General features: G+C 47.0%; 14 protein-coding genes. 7 read left to right on the top strand and 7 right to left on the bottom strand.

The window, feature by feature from the left end:
* Positions 1-230: 230 nt before the first annotated feature.
* From A4R26_RS16600 to A4R26_RS16575, 6 genes are all read left to right on the top strand, one after another.
* Positions 231-926, top strand: a complete 696-nt coding sequence (locus A4R26_RS16600) for a GNAT family N-acetyltransferase (protein WP_081165096.1) — start codon at positions 231-233, stop codon at positions 924-926.
* A 147-nt stretch (positions 927-1,073) separates the two neighbouring features.
* Positions 1,074-2,069 (top strand): metallophosphoesterase, encoded by a 996-nt coding sequence (locus A4R26_RS16595; RefSeq protein WP_081165092.1) that lies wholly within the window; start codon positions 1,074-1,076, stop codon positions 2,067-2,069.
* A gap of 1,012 nt (positions 2,070-3,081) precedes the next feature.
* On the top strand, positions 3,082-4,956 hold the full coding sequence (locus tag A4R26_RS16590) for a PAS domain-containing sensor histidine kinase (protein WP_081165088.1): 1,875 nt from the start codon (positions 3,082-3,084) through the stop codon (positions 4,954-4,956).
* Complete coding sequence (locus A4R26_RS16585) at positions 4,953-5,582, top strand: response regulator (RefSeq protein ID WP_081165083.1); 630 nt, start codon at positions 4,953-4,955, stop codon at positions 5,580-5,582. Before A4R26_RS16590 ends, A4R26_RS16585 begins: the two co-directional genes overlap by 4 nt.
* A gap of 497 nt (positions 5,583-6,079) precedes the next feature.
* Positions 6,080-6,472, top strand: a complete 393-nt coding sequence (locus tag A4R26_RS16580; protein WP_081165079.1) for a response regulator transcription factor — start codon at positions 6,080-6,082, stop codon at positions 6,470-6,472.
* 7 nt (positions 6,473-6,479) lie between these two features.
* The gene (locus tag A4R26_RS16575) at positions 6,480-7,526 is read left to right on the top strand and encodes a sensor histidine kinase (protein WP_081165074.1); all 1,047 of its coding nucleotides are present in this window, start codon (positions 6,480-6,482) and stop codon (positions 7,524-7,526) included.
* A gap of 359 nt (positions 7,527-7,885) precedes the next feature.
* On the opposite strand, the gene yiaA is transcribed toward A4R26_RS16575, so the two are convergent.
* Positions 7,886-8,302 carry an inner membrane protein YiaA gene (gene yiaA / locus A4R26_RS16570; protein WP_081165069.1) on the bottom strand — a complete coding sequence of 139 codons (417 nt, stop codon included), beginning with the start codon at positions 8,300-8,302 and terminating at the stop codon, positions 7,886-7,888.
* Between the two features lie 247 nt (positions 8,303-8,549).
* Between yiaA and A4R26_RS16560 the strand changes: the two genes are divergently transcribed.
* Positions 8,550-10,187 carry a hypothetical protein gene (locus tag A4R26_RS16560; RefSeq protein WP_081165061.1) on the top strand — a complete coding sequence of 546 codons (1,638 nt, stop codon included), beginning with the start codon at positions 8,550-8,552 and terminating at the stop codon, positions 10,185-10,187.
* 151 nt (positions 10,188-10,338) lie between these two features.
* Here the strand turns inward: A4R26_RS16560 and A4R26_RS16555 are convergent, their stop codons facing one another.
* The 6 genes from A4R26_RS16555 to A4R26_RS16530 form a co-directional block, all read right to left on the bottom strand.
* A complete protein-coding gene (locus A4R26_RS16555; protein ID WP_081165057.1) occupies positions 10,339-10,728 on the bottom strand; it encodes a DUF1801 domain-containing protein in 390 nt (129 codons plus the stop codon).
* 95 nt (positions 10,729-10,823) lie between these two features.
* The gene (locus tag A4R26_RS16550; protein WP_081165053.1) at positions 10,824-11,978 is read right to left on the bottom strand and encodes a TlpA disulfide reductase family protein; all 1,155 of its coding nucleotides are present in this window, start codon (positions 11,976-11,978) and stop codon (positions 10,824-10,826) included.
* A gap of 28 nt (positions 11,979-12,006) precedes the next feature.
* Complete coding sequence (locus A4R26_RS16545; protein ID WP_165760308.1) at positions 12,007-13,578, bottom strand: PKD-like family lipoprotein; 1,572 nt, start codon at positions 13,576-13,578, stop codon at positions 12,007-12,009.
* A 19-nt stretch (positions 13,579-13,597) separates the two neighbouring features.
* Positions 13,598-14,446 carry a DUF4843 domain-containing protein gene (locus A4R26_RS16540; protein WP_081165044.1) on the bottom strand — a complete coding sequence of 283 codons (849 nt, stop codon included), beginning with the start codon at positions 14,444-14,446 and terminating at the stop codon, positions 13,598-13,600.
* A gap of 133 nt (positions 14,447-14,579) precedes the next feature.
* Entirely contained in the window at positions 14,580-16,070 is a 1,491-nt protein-coding gene (locus A4R26_RS16535; protein ID WP_165760307.1) for a RagB/SusD family nutrient uptake outer membrane protein, read from the bottom strand.
* 96 nt (positions 16,071-16,166) lie between these two features.
* Positions 16,167-19,475 (bottom strand): SusC/RagA family TonB-linked outer membrane protein, encoded by a 3,309-nt coding sequence (locus tag A4R26_RS16530; protein ID WP_207625771.1) that lies wholly within the window; start codon positions 19,473-19,475, stop codon positions 16,167-16,169.
* Positions 19,476-19,886 lie beyond the last annotated feature (411 nt).

The following is a 19,886-nucleotide window of genomic DNA, read 5'->3' as shown; positions in this document are numbered from 1 at the left end:
AAGTGAATACAGTTCCCGGATTCAGATGTGTATTAGCGGCATTTGCGTGAAGCGTGAAGCTGCATTTTGTATTCGCTTTCGGCTTATAGCTTATAGCTTGCGGCTGTATTTTTGTATTCGCTTACAGCTTACAGCTTATAGCTTGCGGCTGTATTTTGTATTCGCTTACAGCTTGCAGCGTGAAGCTTGTAGCTGCATTTTGTATTCGCTATGAGCTGTATTTTTGCTTCATGCATCACAGCGATCCCTTATCAAAACTCGACGCGCCCGCATGGCATGCCTTAACCAGCGCCCAGCAATCCTTTGCTACCGGCTTGGAACATGTTAAACGATATCGCCCCGGCATCTTACCATTTGCAGCCTTCCAGCCCGGTCACGAAAATGAGCTCAGCTCATTGGGCAGCCTGCTTGAACCGGAAGGGATCTTTTATCTTATCGGCGACCTTCCTCCCCTGCCCGATCGTTTCGCCGTGCTTAAAGAATTACCCTGCGCGCAGATGGTACTTCAAAAACCGCTTCCGGTCATAGAAAATACAGCAATCATTTCACGGCTTACCGCCGATGATAAAGAGGCCATGTTCAACCTGATAAACAAAGTGCAGCCGGGCTATTATGAGCCAGACACCTACCAGTTGGGCAGTTATGTTGGCATCTGGCAGCAGCAGCGGTTGGTGGCTATTGCCGGCGAACGCATGCGCCTCGATGGCCTCACCGAAATAAGCGCCATTTGTACCGACCCCGATTATACCGGCCGCAAATATGCACAACAATTGATAGCGATGCTTTGCCAGCTCAATCTTCAACAAGGCATAACCCCCTTTCTGCATGTGCTGGAGACCAATGAACGCGCCATCAGATTATACGAATACATGGGATTTGCCACGCGAAGGACCATCTCTTTCTGGCAAATGAAATACAGTTATTGAGTTGTTCAGTTATTCAGTTATTCAGTTGTTCAGTTATTCAGTTGTTCAGTTCGTAAGCAGATATAAGCCTGTTTATTTATGAATAAATTGTTTCCTGCCCATTAAGTACGGGCCAAATAGTATCTTGCAGCCCTTAATACCCAAACAATGGCACCGAAAATAACCCGGCTTCTTTTCTTCACACTGTTACTGTTACCATTTTTACCACAGGCCCAGGTACATGCACCGGTGGTTGACGATCTGGGTTATCGCGGCGGATCGATAAAAGGTATTAAGATTACGCCCAATGCCCTTCAGTTTATTGCCTTCGGCGACTGGGGACGAAATGGCGAGAACTATCAGAATGAAGTTGCGGCAGGTATGGGTAAGGCGGCGCACGATCTTCATGCATCCTTTGTAATTGCCACAGGCGATAACTTCTATCCATACGGCGTAAACAGCACCCAGGACTATCATTGGATCAGTTCATTCGAATCGATCTACAGAGCGCAGTCGTTGCATGTAAAATGGTACCCGGTACTGGGCAACCACGACTATATTTCCAATCCCGATGCGCAGGTACAATACACCAGCATCAGTTCCCGCTGGACGATGCCCGCGCGGTATTACTTCAAAAAATTCTTTATCAACGGCGATACATCTCAGGGTGTGCTGATCGCCTTTATAGATACCGATCCGCTGGAAAAGAAAATGCGCGGCCAAAAACCCGACTCTATAAAGTATCCTGCCGGCGGCGCAGATGCACAGATCGCCTGGCTCGAAAGCATTTTAAGCGATAATTCGGTAAAATGGAAACTGGTAGTGGGCCATCACCCCGTATATACAGGCGGCTGGCGCAACACCTTCCAGGACACAAAGAATATGCAGAGTTTGCTTGAACCGCTTTTCAAAAAATACAATGTAAACCTATATATCTGCGGGCATGAGCATCACCAGGAGTATTACAAACCCGAAGGCAATACGCATTACATTATCACCGGCGCAGGCTCGGAAGGCAGACCGGCACAAATAAAACCCGAAGGCAGCCGCTGGATCTCATCTGAACAGGGCTTCGCCGCGTTCTCCATCACCCGCGACAATATCCTCGTTCAATTCATCAATTACAAAGACCAGATCATAAAGACACAGGTGATCGGGAAATGAGGAAGGGAATGCGAAAACAGATGAATATTGAATGGCCAATTTTGAATGTCGAAGTGAATACAGGGAAATGAGGAATGAGAAATGAGAAAGGCAATACAAAACAGATGAATATTGAATGGCCAATTTTCAATGTTGAAGTGAATACAGGGAAATGAGAAATGAAAAAGTTACAGGCCCAACAAATATCATATAAACTTATCACCAACTAAGACCTATGACTATGAACTGTGAACAATGAACTGTGAACTATGAACTGTGAAAGTGAGCGCGGCCAAAACACACTGCCCTCTGAACATTCAGCCACTTCCTACTCCATCACATCACAATACAATCATATATAACCGCAGGCCTGCTTTATATAAATTTTCATAAAAGTACCGGTCATTATCGCTAACACATACACGTAGTAGTGCTATCCACTCCTGCTTTACTACCCGGCAGTTTCGGGGCTGCAAGCATGCGTTTACGAAACGCAACTGACGCCCAGGGTAAACCTGTTGCCAACCATTTTGAAGCATACCAGGATGAGAACAGCGATGCCTACAAAAATCGATGGCATCGGGCGCCCGCGCAGCAACCATGTTTGCCATGGCCAATCAACGTTTCAACGCTACCAAAGCCACCAAGGACGCTATCTTTATCTTAACCAAATTTGAAGAAACCGGCGTGTAAGTCGATAAAGACTAGAGCAAAGACGTGGTCAGGATCCCGTTTGGCGATAAAGACCCCGCTTATATTGCAGACGAAGCAGAGAACAAACTGTATGTAGTAATAAAAGGATAAATTCGTTCAGGGCTACGATCTGAACAAATAAACATTTCTGCAACTATCTGGAAAGCTGCTTCATTTTTGGAGCAGCTTTTTTTTTACCCCGTTTGTCATTCGGCCAAAGGCCGGCATCCCGGTAAAAGGGTATTCGGCAAAAAATAACCGTTTTACCAACATATTTAATTGGAAAAGCCTTAACTTATAATCCAAACCCTTTATACATACTTAAATCTGTTTCCGTTTAATGGAAAAAAGTATGCTACCTGCCAACACCCGACCCGGCGATGTCATTTTAGTGTCAATCGAAAAGAGCTCAGGAATTATAAATGCCATCTGGCCCACACAAGCCAGGCTGCATGGAGTGGCCGGCAAACGGTGTATAGGTAAAAAGATCCAGTCCTTCCTTACTCCGGCCTCTAAAATGGTTTATAAAACAGCCATTTCTAAAAAGAATAAATTCAGTGAATCGATCATAAGGCTTGAGCTTTGTTCGAAGAAATTACCGCCTGCATCCTACGCCTGCTCGGTTTGGCATATGCGCAAACAACCGCTAGTACTGGTTATACATAACAAACAGGTTCCTGAAACTTCGGGTACAGCCCTGCCATCGAATGGCAGTGAGCTTATCGAAAAAAGAGAGGCCGAACAAATGGTGCTGGCTGCGAAAAACAAATTCAAACGCATCCTGGAAAAGATAACCATGCCTATTGCTGCGTATGAAATACAGGAGCCCAAACGGTTTGTGTTCATCAATCCCAAATTCACCGAATGGTTTGGTTATACCATTGAAGACATTCCCGATATCGATCACTGGCGAAAGGTTGCCTACAGGGACGACGCGTATTTTATTCGCATGCAAAAAATCTGGCGTGAAGAACTGATAAAAGTGCAGCAGGGAGAGAAACCCGAGTCGCACCCCATAGAGGTAACCATTTATTGTAAAGACGGCAGCACCAAGGATATTGAAATGTCTTTTTCGACCGATAATAACCTTTGTTATATAACTTTTAACGATGTTACGGAAAAGAATTGCGCCACAAGGGCTTTGCGGGCCAGCGAAAAAAAATTCCGGAATATTTCCGAACAATTACCAATTCCCATTTGTGTATTTAGCGACAAAGGTGAAACGCGATTCCTGAACAATGCCTTTGTTGAAACCTTTGGTTACACCAAAGAAGATATTCCCACCCGGCTCGATTGGCTCACAAAAGCTTATCCCGATACAGATTACCGGAACGAGGTGATCGCCAATCCCGAAACAGCAACGAAACGAAACCCTTCGAAAAGCAGAACAAGGCTGGTAATGCAATATGAAGTAAACTGTAAAGACGGTTCAAAGAAGATCATCGAGTTCTTTGTTTCCATCGGCAACAAGAATGAGTATGTGGTTGCCAATGACATTACCGGCAAGGTAAAAGCAGAGGAAGAACTGAAACTGAGCCACCGGCAGCTGAGAGAGCTTTCTTCATACCTCGAGAACATCAGGGAAGAAGAACGAAAACATATTTCGCGCGAAATTCATGATGAACTGGGACAGCAGTTAACCCTGTTAAAGCTCGACCTGTTGCAAATGAGTAAGAAGTTACATCCTGAAGAAAAGGAGATGATAGAAAAAATGAAACAGGCCGATCAGTTGCTGGCAGATACCATGCGATCGGTTCGGAAAATAGCCACCCAGCTCAGGCCCAGCATACTCGATAACCTTGGCCTGGTAAGCGCGCTGGAATGGCAAAGCCGGGAATTTGAAAAGAATTTCGGCATCAAATGCGTTTTTGAAAGCCTGTTGAATGAACCGCAATTCACGGCCAATCAATCCAATGCCCTGTTCCGGATTTACCAGGAAGCGTTGACCAATATTGCCCGCCATGCAGGCGCTACCCGGGTAGATGCCGTATTATCGCAGGAAGATCTCAGAATAGTGCTGGAGATCCGCGACAACGGAAAAGGATTTCGCATGGAAGATATGGCCGGCAAAAAAACGCTGGGTTTGAAAGGAATGCAGGAAAGGACGTTGATGATCGACGGGGATTATCGCATCGAAAGCACACCCGGCCAGGGAACCTATATTCAAATATCCATACCAATCCTAATCACTAACCAGGAAATCAGACAACTGTGACTAAATTTTTAATTGCCGACGATCACAGCCTCATCCGGAAAGGCCTTAGCACTTTATTGCGGGAAGAATTTCCCGGCGCCGAAGTAAGCGAAGTGACCGACTCATCAGCCCTTATCAAAGAAGCCGTGGTACAAAAATGGGACCTGATCATTTCAGATATTTCCATGCCCGGCCGTAACATACTGGAAACCCTCAAACAACTGAAAAAAATACTGCCCGCCACCCCGGTGCTGATCCTCAGCGTACATCCCGAAGATCAATACGTGGTACGGGCGCTGAAAGCCGGCGCTTCCGGATATCTCAACAAGGAAAGCCACCCCGATGAGCTGGTAAAAGCCGTACGGCAATTGCTGCAGGGCAAAAAATACATCAGCGCAGAAGGCGCCGAAAAACTGGCTGCTTCATTTGGCGACGATCCCAATCAACAGCCGCATGAAAAGCTGTCGGAGCGCGAGTTCGACGTATTGAAACGCATTGCTTCGGGTAAAACCGTTTCGGAAATTGCCACCGTGCTGTCACTGAGCGTAAATACCATCAGCACCTACCGTTCGCGCATACTTGAAAAAATGGGGATGCAGAATAATGCGGAATTGACGGTGTATGCGATTGAGAACAAGCTTATTTAGTTGAAAAGTTGATACAGGTGACAGCGTTGATACAGGGTGCCTGTGCGACAGGCTGACTAAAGTTAACACGTTGACAAGTTAACAAGTTGACGAGTTGACTGGTTAACGAGGAGTTGAAAAGGTGATAGAGTTAATACAGTTGATAAAGGAAATACAGAATACAAACAGGCCTTTCGGTATACCGGAAGGCCTGTTTGTTTATAATAGCATTTGCGAAGCATGGGCCAGGCGCAGCGAAGCTTAAAGCCAACTCCCTAACTGAATAACTGAATAACTTCGACGGCGAAGCAAAAGCCTTTATCACCTCTATCAACTCTATCAACTTTTTAACTTGCCTATTCCGGCTACTGAACTACCAGTCACCTCCTCAACTTAAAATAAATGTAGTACTAACAACGACAAAACGTAATCGTCATCCTGACACAAAAACGACAATTGATCCTATTTCCCGGGAACTTTTTTCGATGCACCTTTGCAGTCCAAACAAACAGGCATGAATGAACATCAATCTCTGTATCCTCTTAATTGACGATTCGGCCTTATTCATTCATCGGATCAAAACGCTGCTAATAGAACGTTATAACGGCCATCTGACGATCGCAACAGCCGGTTGCTTTGAAGATGGATTAACGATGTTCGCCCTACAAACGCCACACCTTATTTTCCTTGACATCAACCTGCCAGACAGGAACGGGATCGAATTGCTGGTAAGATTAAGGGAAAAGAACAAGCAGGTAAAGATTGCCATGCTTACCAATAACGACCCTGGGGAATATTATGAAACATGCATGCGCCTTGGAGCTGATTACTATGTGGAGAAGTCTATGGGGTTCGACTCCATTTCAGGCATAACAGACGAGGCCCTTGAAAGCCTTGTAAAACAAAAGTAAACTAGCTATGAACTTGAGTGACGGACGGTCACCTTCGGATCTGCCAAACGGCGGAACTGAACCGGTGTATTATGCAATAATCGACCACGAAGGCCGCATTCATTCGATGAATACGGCCATGAACACCGAGTTTGGCCCGGGAACTCCCAAACAGCTGGATCATTTTCAATCCCTGCTGACAGAAACCGACCGGGAAATATTCACTACCCTGCTGGCAAGCAACAACGACGCCCCTCAATCCTTCCCTATTAATCTGTATACCCAGTCAGACCCAACCAGGCAGATCGTTTATAAATGGTCATTCTTTCAACTCATTTCCGGAAAAGAGGCGAAAGGTTGTATCCTGTGCGCCGGCCACAGCAATGAAAGTGCATTGCAGGCCGAGAACGCATCCATAACAAAACCTTCTGCACCGTTTCCCGAAAACCACGATACCGCCCTGAGCGATATGTTACTCAAGATGCTGGACCACGAGCGGCTGGTGATTGGACAAGAGCTACATGATAATGTGAACCAGCTGCTGTGCTCCGCTAAACTGCACCTCGATCTTGTACAGGTGTATAAAGCAGACAACCAGAAAGCAAAAAGCGTAACAATTCAATTGCTCAAGGAAGCCATAGAAGAGATAAGAAAACTATCGCGTGGCATGGTGTTGCAAAAACTACAAAAAGGTACCCTGCTCGAAAGTGTAAAAACTTTCATTGAAGACGTAAAAACAATCCATAAGATCAATATCATCTTCGGTATTCATCATTTTAAAGAAGAGCTTATTTCGGACCATAAGAAAATAAACATATACCGTATCGTACAGGAACAATTCAGAAATATCATAGAGCACAGCAGAGCAAAGACGGTGGTTATGACCCTCGAAACCGATGATAAACATGCAGAGCTGATCATTGACGACGATGGCATCGGTTTCGACCCTGACCACCAGGTAGACGGGATCGGATTGATAAACATCAGGGAAAGGGTACGACATCTCTATGGTAATTGTGAGATCATCACTTCGCCGGGAAAAGGTTGCCGGCTGCACGTTACGATTCCTATTTGAAAACCAATAAATGCAACGCGAAACGCTGAACGCCAGCGCCGCAACGTTCGACGTTGTAAAGTTTTCAATGCAACATGACCTGCATTGAAATTCCCTGCAAAAGCTACTGATGAACGATCAGTAGCTTTTTGCTTTTAGGCGGAAGGCTAAAGGCTTAACGCCGAACGCTTAATGCGGAATACAAATACAAAACCCCGCCGATGGCAGAGTTCTGAATTTTATATCTTTCTAACCTGTCACCACTTATATACCCTGAAAAACGGGAAGCGGTACTCTATACCTGTTCACATGTTAACTGTATTCCCTTTATCAACTATATCAACTCCATCACCTTTTCAACTACTCGTTAACTAGTCAACTCACCCCTGGCTATTGGAAGCATCTTTCTTTACAACAACTTTTGCGTCGCGGGTATTTTTTTGCACGGCAATTGCGCCAAACAAAGCCAGCAGGAAAGAAAAAGCATAATACCCTTTTTCACTGGGCAGAATGGCTGCATTCCATAAACCAACCACCAGCAATACGATGGCAAGAATGGTACAGAACCAGCTTAAACCATAATAGATATCGGTAACGGGAATTCCCTCGAGCCTGTCACGAACACTTTTTTGAACAGAGATAACAGCAAAAAGACCGAACATTAAAACCGTAAAGTAATATCCTTTTTCATTCAATTGCATTTCAGCACGCCACAAGCCTACCAGGAAGCCAAGCATACCGGCGCCAAGCGCAACCCAGGATGCAGCGATAAAGGCGTTTGAGGGTTTTGGGTTCATTTGTTGTTTTTTAAGGTTAACTGTAACCGGAAAAGTAAAAATAGCAAAATAAAGATATACTCAAAACCTGTAAAATATTCTTAAAAACGCCTGACCTGCGGCTAAAATACCAGAATACATTAAACTGCAAATGGATATACCACATAATAATTCTACCTTTATCCACCACCCTGCCGTATCCCGTTCTCCCTTGATAACAAAGCATCCGCACACCGCATTCATTGTTTGCCATTCAAACGTAACGCTCATGAACAGGTTCATTTCGAAAATAAAGGTCTTGTTGTTTGTCATACTGCTTATTGCATGCCGGGAACGGCAACGGCCAATGCTTGCCAAAGAGATCAGCTCCATCAATCTTAAAACAGGGGATGTTGTCCTATGCGGACCGGAAGATAAAAGCCTCGGTAAAGTATCGTTTATTATTACGGGTAACGACAGTCTTATAAAACAATTCAATTTTGCCGTTGCTCTGCTGCACTCATTTGAATATGACGAAGCGGAAAAAGTGTTTGCAAAGATCATTCAATACGATCAGCATTGCGCTATGGCATACTGGGGTGTGGCCATGTGCAATTTTCATCCGCTATGGACGCCCCCCGAAACACCTGAGCTAACAAAAGGGTTAAAGGCGCTGGAAATTGCCCGGTCAATTGAACCAAAAACTACCCGCGAATCGGATTACATAAACGCCTTACTCGCATATTATGATGATTGGGAAAAGCTCGATCATCGCACCCGCTGTAACCAGTACGAAGAAGCGATGAGAAAATTATCGGAACAATACCCTAACGATAAAGAAGCTACGATCTTTTATGCACTGGCGCTGGATGCAGCCGCCGACCCGGCCGATAAGACCTATGCCAAACAAAAAAAGGCCGGACAAATTCTCAACGGCCTTTATCCCAATGCGCCCTATCACCCCGGCATCATCCATTATATTATTCATACTTACGATTATCCCGAGCTGGCGGAAATGGCATTGCCCGCCGCGCAAAAATATGCATCCGTTGCATCGGCATCGGCCCATGCCCAGCATATGCCATCGCATATTTTCACCCGGCTGGGTTTATGGAATGAAAGCATCCAATCGAACCTTGCATCCATAGCCGCGGCCAAATGTTATGCAGAGAGTTCAGGCATCAAAGGGCATTGGGATGAAGAACTGCATGCGATGGACTATGTAGTGTATGCTTATTTGCAAAAGAAAGACCTGAAACGCGCCAAAGAACAATGGGATTACCTGAATACCTTTAAACAGGTATCGCCGCCGAATTTGAAAGGCGCTTATACATTTGCCGCTATCCCTGCCCGCTATGTGCTCGAGAACAGGTTATGGAAAGAAGCTGCACAACTTACCACAACACCCGCCGGATTTCCCATGCAACAGTTTCCCTGGCAACGCGCCATTATTCATTTTACCCGCGCACTGGGTTTTGTGCATCTAAACAAATTAGACAGCGCTAAAAACGAACTGGCCATTTTGAACCAGTTACGCAATGACCTGCTGAATAAAAAAGAAAGTTACAAAGCCAACCAGGTAGATATCCAGATAAAAGCTACCGAAGGCTGGATAGCTTTGAAAGAAGGCAACCAGGTTGTAGCGCTGGAACGCATGGGCCTGGCGGCAGAGATGGAAGATAAAACCGAAAAACACCCGGTAACACCCGGCGAAGTATTACCCGCCCGCGAACTGCTTGGCGATATGTATCTTGAATTGAAACAGCCTGATAAAGCGCTGGAAGCCTATCAGGCCGACCTGGAGAAACATCCCAACCGGTATAATGGATTACATGGCGCTTCCCGGTCGGCGGCCATGTGCGAACAAAAAGACCTTGCTGATTTTTATTCGAAACAACTGGCGAAGGTGGTAGGGCGTGAATCGTGAATGGCCTCCCGAAACGTGAAACGTGAAAGGGCTCGCGAAATTTCGGATTTATTTACGACCTCGCGCCGCCCCATATTCAAGCCGATTGCCGACGTACGCCGCGCTGAGGTTTGCCGTTTGCCGTTTCACGTTTGCCGATTGCCGATTAAAATTATTTAAGTCTTTCCAATACCCCTTTCCGCTTTACGACATTCTTATAATCCCACTGAATATCCCTGGCTTTTTTCAGCCAGCGTTTCAGATCGGTTTTATTTACCTGTTTCGCTTCGGTATACCGGGCCTCAGCGGCTTTGAAGCTGCCCTCCTTTTGCAAACCATCCTCTTCAAACGACTGCCCGCTCCAGAACAACAGGCGGATGCCTCCCTTTAATTTGCTATATCCAACAACGGGGTTGCCTTCCAGAAACCATACCGGGTGCGCATGCCAGATCTTGTTCTCTGCATCGGGTAAACCCGCATCTATCTCTTTTGCCAGCAGGTCGCAGATCGTTTTTTCCTCCGCTGATTGATTGTTGTTATAAGCCTGTACATCGGGATGCATATAATAAACGTTTAGATTCCTGAAAATTAAGCGTTATTTTTATAAACTAAAAAAGCTGCCCTTGTTGAGCAGCTTTTTTATTATCCGGCAGGAGATTACAATATCTCTTCCAGCTTTTTGATCAACGCCTCGCCCCGTAAATAAGTAGCCACCACCTTTCCCTGCGGATCTATCAGGAAATTCATAGGGATGCTTTGAATACCGTACAGCTTCCTCATATTGTCGCCTTCTTCTTTGGTAAGCGCAGCCACCTGCGTCCAGGTAAGTTTGTCCTTTATAATGGCCGCCACCCAGGCCTTTCGGTCGCCGGGTTTTTCGAGCGATACGCTGATCACCGTGAAGTTTTTCTCTTTAAACCGGTCGTATGCTTTTATCACTGTTGGGTTTTCAGCGCGGCAGGGTATGCACCAGCTTGCCCAGAAATCGAGCAACACATATTTTCCTTTTAAGGAAGATAACCGCACGGGATGACCAAGGGTATCGTTCAATACAAAATCCGCGGCCGGTTTGCCTGGCGCTAACTTGCCGGCTGTTTCAATCAACTCCCCTATTTGTTTACCGAGGATCGTTTTTTTCAATGGTGCTGCAAGTTTGTTATACAATGCAGCCATTGTCTCTTTATCTTCCGACAGCGCCTGGGCCGTGATCTTCTCACGCAGCAAACCCAGCGACACATGCGAGGCCGGGTTGGCTACCAGGAATGCCATTTCCACACTGTCGGCCTCATGTTTGCTTATTTCATTGATGGCTTTCTGTTTTTTTGATGTTATGGAATCGCGTGCTGCCAGCGCATTCAGCATAGCGAGATAAGAATTGCGTTCTTTTTCAACGAAAGGTTTCAGTTTTGCCTGGAACGCCCGGAAATCCTTTTGTGATCTGCCGGGTGCTTTTATAAGGGCCTTTGAGATGGGCAGTCCATCCACAGTCACATCGCCGCCTTCTATAAAGAACTCGCATTTATCCGACATGATCCAGGGAATCGCTTTGCGTTCAACCTTCGAGGTACTGATCGAAAGCGTTGCGCGGGCAGGGTCTTTAACGGTTCCCTCAAACGTAAACATACCATCTTTTATAATGGCTGCCGTATACACTTTCTTTTCCCCATTGAAATAACTCAGGAATACTTTCTCGCCGTTCCTCGAAGTATCTTTCACATTTCCCTTCACCTTAAACGGCGTTTGCGCAAAAAGCGAAAGGGATGCGCCGGTAATAAAACCTGCTGTAATAAAAACCTTAACTGACTTCATCATATTTGTATTGGTTTAACGGAGAATGGCCTTAGTTCACGCCTCTCCAGTTCATGTCTTTTATTTTAATCATGCCGTCCCAGTCGGCCCCTGGTACCGGTGTAATATCCACGGTATTGGGATTGGAGCCTACATTGTACCGGCGCAGCCGGCCTTTGGTTGTACCATTGTAGGTAGCCACGTATAATGAATTGGTTGAAAAATCGATCTGGGTATCGAATTTGAGCATCGTTATTTCATCGGCCGACAGTTCGGGAAACTGGTAGAATTTCTCCAGTCCTTTATTGTAATCGTATGCGTACAACTTGTTGCCAACTGAATAAAAGATGACGGTACGTTTTGAGGAGAACGCGTAGAAATCGGCTTTATCGAAATCGATAGCTATTGGGGAAACAGTATACAGATCGCGTTTTTGCGGTGCGGTACCGGTTGCGTAAAATTTATAGATGTAGTGTGCGCCTGTATTGTCTTTAACGATGGCAAATGAATTACCGTTGGTTGAACCGTTGTCGGTATTCCGCGAATTTTCTCCATATACCAGGGTACGGCCCTGCGATGCCAGGTTCCAGCTGAAAATATCGCCGGCCACATCGGCAGGTGCGGTGGAATTAGCCGCGACGAAATTAGCGTATACCATGAAGCGCTGGTTATCGGTATCGTACCACATCATCGACGGGGAACTGCCATAATTGGCTATTGCATACCAGAAGTAAGGCGCTGCTTTAAGGCGTTTTGAAAAATCAGTGGCCTCCCGGTTTATGGGGTTGGCGTAATAGTCGCCCCCGTTCAATAGTGAATGAGTGGCAAAAATATCGCCATCGGTGGTGATCACTGCACGTCCCCAGGCATTTGTACCGCCGCTTGTGGCTCCGCCCTTATCCCTTACCTGCGGCATTCCCACTACCGGCGTAATGGCCTCCTTATTGGCAATTTCGTTGGTAATACAAATGTTAGCGAATTTTCGTGAAGTATTGCCGCCCATGGTCAACCGGTCGAGAAAGTAAGAACCGCTTTTTGTCATTACCCAAAGCCGCGCAATATTGGGGTTGGTACTGGTACCGCCAAAGAACATACAGCTCATGGGGTCGCGCAGGCCGGGCAAACCGCTACTGCTTAAAATATTCCGGAAGATGATGGTATCTTTTACCATCGAGATCATTTCAGCTTCGGCATTGCCGTTATTATCGGTTCCTATCAGCAGCATGCCGATCGAAAACAGGGTGCTTACGGTTACTTTGGTGTTTGCTTTATAGGTAACGCCGGTTGCTTTATCAACCACCCTTAACCAGAGCGTATAAACGGCGGGCTCCACCACTATGCGGGTATCGAGCACGGCCGATCTTCCAATGGTATCGATGATGGTCGATTCATCCTTGTAAAGGATCCAGTAATACGCAGCGGCAGCAGTATCGAGGTCTTTCTGGCTCATTTGTATTGCAGGGTCAATATGCAGGGTGGTTCCCAGCACGTAGGCATAGCCGGCGGCCAGGCCGCTGATCTTTATTTCGTTGATATCGCGATAGTCATAGTTTCCCTTGTCTTTGTAACAGGCACTCAGGAAAGTTATATACGCGGTTAGTATGATTATGCTGAATCTTTTCATAACTACATTCATTTAAGCATTAAGGATACGGTACGCCAACGGTTGAGGTCCAGGGTACGGAACCCACCCACATCAACCGGCCATCATCTTCCTTCACCGGGGTGCCGGCATTGAACTGCCCGATCAGGTACCGCGTCATTTCCTGTGTAATAAGGCTAACCAATATGCCGGTCATTGTTTCGGTAGAACCAAAGTCGTCATAAGTGAGGTTGAACAGCTTGCACATCAGTTCTATTTTCTTACGGGTAAACCCACCCCACGAACCGGCATCCCTGTTAGTAGTGGGGTTTACGGAACCGCGCCATACTGCAGGCTGTACCATAAAATCGTGCACGAACACTGTATGTATGCTGTTATCAAAAGCCGTATCGGCTGGTGTAAGACTGCCGGTACCCAGCTCGGGAATAGCTTTCCATTTGGGAAAGGCAACGCCAAAATCTTCATTCGCCACCAGCCTGAGGCCGATCTTCTTACTGGCTGTTTGCAGATCGGGCGAGCGCTTTACTACCAACGGCACATAAGCCACCAGCGCATTGGCGGGCACCAGTACCGATTCGGGCAACGGCGCATAATGTACATTCTCCACCGCGGTGGTGCTATCGGGGTTGATTGCTACTTTGAAATGCCGGTCATAGTCTTTAGCTGCCCCGGTGAACATCACTTTTATATTAGCGGTATATTCGGTTACTGAAACGGGCTGTTTTACCAGTTCTACGTAAGAGAACGGGCGGTAAGGCCAACTTGAATATGAAGGCAGTCCCCATTGCTGCGCAAAATAAACGCCTTCCATTCCTTCATACTGCATCATCTCTTTCTTGCAGGAAACCAGCAGCGCCACCATCAACAAATAGTATACTACTTTTTTCATTTGATACACTTTTTAAGATTAAAACCATTGTGGAATTTCTGATTTTGGGATTTTGCGATTTTGAGATTTCATTACATTCAACTGTTTAATTAATTGTAAAATCAAAAATCCCCAAATCTCTACATCATAAATCCTAGTTTCCCCTTACAGAAACTTCACTTACAGGCAACGGCACCACATAACTGGCAAGGGAGATCGTTTTGGTTGGCACCGGGGGTGTGCCGGCCCACACATGGTTAGGCACGGTGCTCATGCTATTGCGCTTATAGTAAAAGAACATTTGCCCTTCCCCTATCGTTTCTTTCCTGAACTCGTTGGTGATATACTCTTTTAATTGTGCGGTGGTGGTGGGGTTCAGGTCAACACAAAACTTTGAGGTACGCAGCATGTTCAGGTATGCCTTGCCCTCATCGAGCGTATTGCTGCATTCCGCCGCCATTAAGATGATCTCCGCCATTCTGATCAACGGCATCATATTAGGACTGGGGTTATAAGGCGCCACCGAAAATTTCACATGGGTAAGAAACGTACCATTGGCATTCCTCAGCGGTATCCATGCTTTTCTGCGGTAGTCCTGCCCATCGTCATACAATGCATCCAGTCGTTGTTCGTCGGCATTGTAATCGTTAAAGCTCAATCTTAAAGGCTGTTGTATTTCGGGAGAAAAATAGGTATTGTAAATATGCTGCCGGTTAAGGGTATACAGGCCGAAGATCACTTCCGACCTGAACATATGATCATAATCGGCATCCGTTGCTTTTGTTGGGTCGGTCGCCGCCGTTTCTCCCAATTTGAAAATGGGTTTGGCGGGGTCTAGTGTTTCTGCCAGCAGTTGTTGCGCTTCCTGCAGGGCTTTGGGTTTATCCTGCATCCACAGGTAAGCCCGTGCCAGCAATGCCCTTACCGCATAATAGTTAAGGCGGTACTGCCGGTAATACAGGTCATTGGCGCCGGCGGGGTTAGCCCCGTGCCGCACCCCTTCAGTGATAATGGGGTCTGCCGCTTTTAATAATGTGGCAGCAGCAGTAAGATCATCGATAACGTGTTGCATTACTGCTGCCGAGCCCAACAGGTCTGATGACGAGGGGCGCGATGCCAGATTATATGGGATACATGGCTTGTCTTTATCTGCCTGCGTATAAATGGGGCCAAAGATGCGCAGCATATCAAAATGCAGCATGGCCCTCAGCGCCAGTGCTTCTCCTTTTACCATTCCGAAATAAGGCCCGGTAAGCACACCATTGCCGTTTTCGCCGCAACGCTCGATGATCACATTGCAGTTAAGGATCAGTTCATAGGCCTTTTTCCACATATTGTCGAATACGATCCTGGGGGTATCTGCCGTATACTCGAAAGTTGCATACTGAATATACCGGTGCGTAGAGGGAGTGATAATATAATTCTGCGCCATTACATCCAGCACCGATACCGTCATGCGGTCGCCATAAATAGCGGGATTGGTTAACTCGATATACACACCGTTCAGCGCATTGAGGTAACCCTGCGTGGTACTGAACAGCTGGTCTTCGGTAAGCCGGTCGCTCGGCTTTACATCGATCCATTTTTTGCAGCTCACCAATAACATGGTGAACAATAAACAACCGGAAAAAATTTTAAGCTTCATGTATTGTCGTTTTGGTTGTATCATGTAAACAATTGCCTATCGAGGTGTGCCACACTTTCCCGGCCGGGATGATGCAGGTGTGGCATACCTTATTTATTAAAAGCGTACCCCTACAGATAATGAAACAGACCGGACAAAAGGATAATCGATACCCCGCTCGTTCTTTACCGTAGAAAGCCTGAAAATATCGTTCATGTAAGCCCGGCAGGTCACAGAAGAAGCGCTTATCCTTTTCAGCCAGCCCGCCGTTGAATTTTCATACCCTATAGAAATGGATTCCCCTGCCAGGATATTGTTATCCTCTACAAAACGTGACGACATGGGGTTCGACCTGCTTTCTGCAATGCTTTTGAACCTGGCATTATCGCCGGGTTGCTGCCAGCGATCGTACAATGCCCGTTTATCCTGGTTCAACCCCAGTCTTTGAAATGGAATGTTCTCCACCTTATCGTACAAGGTTTGCATGAATATTTGTCCGCCCACCCGGTAACGCAGCGCTATGTTGGCTGAAAAACCTTTGTACGAGATGGAAGAACCGATAATTCCTTCAAAATCGGGATCGCTGTTGCCCACCACCACTTCATCGTTATAACTGTGCACGAAGGTGTGGTTGCCGTCTTTTGTAAGGAATACTTCGCGGCCGGTGGAGGGATCGATACCCATGGAGCGAACGGCCCAGAGATCGTTGGGACTGGCGCCATCGTAATAGCGCACCATGTTAACGCCTTTGTTCTTCTCATTGAAATCGGAAAGGGCGTTACCGAAATTTTTGTATTCCGATTTCAACCGGCGTGCATTCACATTCACCATCCAGGTAAGATCCCGTTTTTGTATCACTGTATAACCGGCGGTAAGCGTAGCGCCTTTTTGTTGCAGGCCACCCAGGTTATCGGTAACCGATGTGGCGCCTGAAGAAGAAGGCAGGGTAGCAAATACCAGCAGCGGGTCGGTTGTTTTTATAAAGTAATCGGCGTTTATCCGTAACCGGTTATTAAGGGTTACCAGGTCGATGCCTATGTTGCGGTCAATTGTCTTTTGCCATTTCAGGAAAGGATTGCCGTGGTTGGTGACCAGCACGCCTGCGCCGAAAGGATTCCGGTTCTGGTTATTGTACTGGTATACCCGCGTTGAAATATAATCGCTGAAGTTCTGGTTACCGGGGTTACCGATCGATGCGCGGAAACGCAGGCTGTTCATCCAGTCTAACTTCGGGTTGTCGAAAAACGCTTCGTTATGCACGTTCCAGGCAAGGCCCATTGACCAGATATTGGTGAACTGGCGGTTAGCGCCAAATACGGAAGCCCCGTCTGACCTGATGGTAGCATCGATCAGGTAACGTTGATCGTAGGCATAACCGGTGTTAAGGAAGTAACTGGTGCTGCGGCGTATTGACTCGCGGTTGGTAGGTCGCGTGTCTGCGTAGTCGTAAGCAAAGGCCGCATTGGGAAAATCGTCGCCGGTATAACCCCGCACTTCATAGGAACTGCTAACCGAAGCAACCTGGTTCAACCGCATGCCGGCCACGGCATTCACCATATGTTTGTTGCCGAGCAGTTTTCCATAAGTAAGGGTAAGGTCGCCATCGTAATTGTTCTGCCGTTCGTTCGATTCGCTAAAGCTGCCCTGCCGCAACGGATCGGTGCCGGCAAATTCCGAATTAAAAGGCGACCGGAAGATCTCATTCCGGATAGCGAGGCGGTTGATCCCTACACGCGCACGCGCTCTCAATTCATTCAGCAACCGGTATTCGATCTCGAAATTATTGGTGAAACCCTGCGATTCAGCTCTGTTAACATTCCTGTTCTGCTGATCGTACAACGGGTTATAATAGGTTTCGCTTTGTACCGGCGCCCCAAAAGTGGCCGAATACTGAAATGCCAGGAGCACTTTGTCGATGCCGCCCGCATCGTTGTATTTTCTGAAATAAGGATTGGCGCGGGAAAACCGGGAGAAGGGCACGGTTTCGCGGGTTATATTCACCACATCGAGGCTCAGGGAGTTGGTTGCAGAAAGGCGGCCTTTGCGGTACATCAACCGTACGTTGCCGTTGGTTGTTTTACGGCCCGACCCTTTCATTACACCCTGGTTATCGCCATAGGCCAGCGACACGCCATAGCGCAGGTTGGCGTCGCCGCCTTCGGCAAACAGGGTATGCCGTTGCACCAGCGCCGAACGCAGGGGCTCGTTCATCCAGTAGGTATTTACACCGCGTTTTACTTCTGCCAGCAGTTGATTATATCTTCTGTCTGCCGCGTCAACGATAAAAGAGCCATCGGGTCGGCGTGAACCGAGGAACCCACTCTGCAGCTCGAACTCCAGTTTTTCTTCGGCATTCATGAGATTATAATCGCTGAGGTCGGGTATGCTATAGGTAGTGTTGAGATTATAGTTCAACCGCAGGCGGCCGGGCGTCGGTTTCTTTGTTTCAACCACCACTACCCCATTGGCCGCTTTTGAACCATAAATGGCCGTTGCCGCGGCATCTTTCAACAGGGTAATGCTTTCAATACGGTCCATACTGAAATCGCTGATGATCTGCAGCGTACTTTCGAAACCATCGAGAATAAATAACGGCTGGTTGGGGTTGGTGCCATATTGTTCGGTTAACCCGATCACACTGCTTTTTCCCCTGATCTCAATATCGGGCAGGCGGTTGGGGTCGGAACCGAAAGTTGAATTCTCTATGATAGCAAAGGAAGGATCCAGTGTTTTCAATGCCTGCAGCGGGTTTTGGTTACCCACTACTTTCAGTTCTTTAACGGTAAAAGTGGTTGACGAACCGGTAAAGCTTTCTTTTTTACGTTGGTAAATGCCCGTTACCACCTGGTCTTTCATGGAAGTGATGGCAAGCACCATTTTCACGTTGATATGGTCGCTGCTTTTTACCCGCACTTCCATTTGTTCGTAACCGATAGCAGAAATAACGAGCACCTGGCCGGTTGAAGCGCGAATGGTAAACGCGCCTTTGGCATCGGTAGTGGCGCCCCTGAACACCCCCTTAACCATTACGCTGGCTGCATTGATGGGTTCGCCCGTTTCGGCAGTGACCGTACCTGTAATCACGCGCAGGCTATCGGCAGGCGGCAATGCAGGCTTCGGCGCATCCTGTTCCGGTTTACGGAAAAGCGTAATGGTCTTTCCCTCGATGCGGTAGTTCAGCGGCTGGTCTTTCATTACCACCTGCAGGAACTCGCCGAGCGGCATGTTTTGAACCGAAACCGTTACGGGTTTTGCATTTGCCAGCAGTTGTTTGTTGTAGAAGAAAACGAAACCCGTTTGCTTTTCAACAAGGGTAAACAGGTTTTTCAACGGTACCCCGTTTGCCGACAGGGTTACGTTTTGCGAATAGCTGTTTGCCGAAACGGTTAACGAACAGGCAAAAAGAAGAAAAATAACGATTCTCATAGCTTTTAACATTGAAGCTGTGAGCAGTGGTGAAGCGCCGGCTGATCTGTTAAGGGTAAAAACCCCGGGGAACCGTTGGTTACCGCTTTCAGGTGCGTACGGTTCAGTTAACAAAAAAGGCGCGCCACACTGATCACAAGTAGCAGTTTTGGGCATACTTTTGTTTCAGTTTGGTTGATTAAAAAATACTTACAGCGTGTTTGCGATCGACCCGGCTTTTATGCCGCCCCGATTGCAGTCGGGGCGGTTGTTTTAAGGCTGAACGCTTAAGGCTGAAGGCTTAACGCGAATACATCCTATGTGCGGCGTTCTGCGTTTGGCGTTCTGCGTTCTGCGTTCCGGGTGTTCTACCTTTTCATGGCAATACGTAGGAATAAGGCTAAGGGCTAATTTATTTCTGGTTTTACGTTC

The organism is Niastella populi, assembly GCF_002078015.1.
Classification (GTDB): domain Bacteria; phylum Bacteroidota; class Bacteroidia; order Chitinophagales; family Chitinophagaceae; genus Niastella; species Niastella populi.
The sequence above is the reverse complement of the archived record's forward strand: the minus strand, read 5'-3'. Positions and strand labels throughout refer to the sequence as shown.

Bases quoted from the DNA above. Each gene is read 5' to 3' on its own strand.
- A4R26_RS16535 (WP_165760307.1), bottom strand. From the start codon at position 16,070: ATGAAGCTTAAAATTTTTTCCGGTTGTTTATTGTTCACCATGTTATTG.
- A4R26_RS16530 (WP_207625771.1), bottom strand. From the start codon at position 19,475: ATGAGAATCGTTATTTTTCTTCTTTTTGCCTGTTCGTTAACCGTTTCG.
- A4R26_RS16555 (WP_081165057.1), bottom strand. From the start codon at position 10,728: ATGCATCCCGATGTACAGGCTTATAACAACAATCAATCAGCGGAGGAA.
- A4R26_RS16590 (WP_081165088.1), top strand. From the start codon at position 3,082: ATGGAAAAAAGTATGCTACCTGCCAACACCCGACCCGGCGATGTCATT.
- A4R26_RS16580 (WP_081165079.1), top strand. From the start codon at position 6,080: ATGAACATCAATCTCTGTATCCTCTTAATTGACGATTCGGCCTTATTC.
- A4R26_RS16550 (WP_081165053.1), bottom strand. From the start codon at position 11,978: ATGATGAAGTCAGTTAAGGTTTTTATTACAGCAGGTTTTATTACCGGC.
- A4R26_RS16600 (WP_081165096.1), top strand. From the start codon at position 231: ATGCATCACAGCGATCCCTTATCAAAACTCGACGCGCCCGCATGGCAT.
- A4R26_RS16575 (WP_081165074.1), top strand. From the start codon at position 6,480: ATGAACTTGAGTGACGGACGGTCACCTTCGGATCTGCCAAACGGCGGA.
- A4R26_RS16560 (WP_081165061.1), top strand. From the start codon at position 8,550: ATGAACAGGTTCATTTCGAAAATAAAGGTCTTGTTGTTTGTCATACTG.
- A4R26_RS16540 (WP_081165044.1), bottom strand. From the start codon at position 14,446: ATGAAAAAAGTAGTATACTATTTGTTGATGGTGGCGCTGCTGGTTTCC.
- yiaA (WP_081165069.1), bottom strand. From the start codon at position 8,302: ATGAACCCAAAACCCTCAAACGCCTTTATCGCTGCATCCTGGGTTGCG.
- A4R26_RS16545 (WP_165760308.1), bottom strand. From the start codon at position 13,578: ATGAAAAGATTCAGCATAATCATACTAACCGCGTATATAACTTTCCTG.
- A4R26_RS16595 (WP_081165092.1), top strand. From the start codon at position 1,074: ATGGCACCGAAAATAACCCGGCTTCTTTTCTTCACACTGTTACTGTTA.